This window comes from Micromonospora sp. ATLC20, assembly GCF_057196585.1.
In genome coordinates this window covers 1-1126 of the sequence record NZ_JBXUOV010000386.1, presented here as the reverse complement: position 1 = coordinate 1126, position 1126 = coordinate 1, and the positions used below count along the sequence as shown (strand labels likewise).

General features: G+C 78.1%; 1 protein-coding gene. It reads right to left on the bottom strand.

Translation table 11 applies throughout. The features are described 5' to 3' along the window. Window positions 1-46: 46 nt before the first annotated feature. Window positions 47-1126: WxL protein peptidoglycan domain-containing protein (locus AC2CHG_RS31495; protein WP_484526219.1), on the bottom strand; the 1080-nt coding region annotated here is incomplete at its 5' end.

Sequence of the window (1126 nt, the reverse complement as noted above, 5' to 3'; positions counted from 1 at the left end):
GCCACGGCCAGCGCGAGGATCGCGGCGGCGGCCGGCAGGACCGGCGTCACCGGGCACCGGCCGGCGTGCCGCCCGCCGGGGGTTCGGCCGTCCCCCCGGCGGTGGCCCCGGACGCATCCGCCGGCCCGGCGGGAGCGGCCGAGGGCTCGGACACCGCCGTGGGCCCGGCGGGTGCAGCCGTCGCCGCGCGCTCGGACACCGCCGCCGGCCCGGTCGTGGTGGGCGGCGCGGCCGGGGTGGGACGACGGCGGCGACGGCGCAGGTAGAGCCAGGCTCCGGCGGCCGCCAGTGCGGCGATCAGCAGCCAGGGCGGTGCCCACACGCTCGCGGTGCGCTGCACCGGGGGCAACGCGGTGTCGACGGTGGTGGGTGCGAGGTCGACAGTCGCGGTCAGCCGCAGCGCGGGTGGTACGCCGGTGACCCGCTCGGTGACGGTGAACTCGGCGCCGGGCAGCAACTCCGGCAGGTCGACCGGGCTGGTCCGGGACAGCGTCCAGCCACCGGGGCCGTCGACGACCACCGCGCCGGTGCCGCCGACGCGGACGTTGCCGCTGTTGCGGATCCGGTAGGTGACCGTGAGGTCGGCGCGGCCGACCGGGTTGAGCGGGGTGTCGTAGTCGACGCGTACCGATTCGACAGTCACGGCGGGGCGGACCTCGCCTGCGACGCGGAGGTAGACCCGGGCGGCGATCCGCTGGTCGAGCCGGACCCGCTGCCCGTCCGCGGTGACGCCGTCCTGGGCGACAGCGGCGACCACGCCGCCGGTGTGGTCGCCGGGCGTGGCGTTGCGCGGCACGGTGAGGCGGAACGGGATGTCCGCGCGCCGGCCGGGCTGGACGGTCCAGCTCCGCCGCTCGACGCCGATCCAGGCGCCGATGTCGGTGGCGGCCCGGTCGGAGGGCAGCAGCGCGAAGGCGCCGTCGGTGGTGGTGTACGCGTCGGTGCCGTACACCGCGAAGGTGAGCGGGCGGTCGCCGAGATTCGTGACGCCGACGTGGTCGGTGACGGTGTCACCGGGCGCCAGGTCGTACGTGAAGTAGTTGCGCCCGGTCGGCCCGCCGGGCCCGGACGGCTGGACCGCCCAGCGGACGGCGCCGGGGTCGGCGGACGGTGCGGGCCGGGGGGC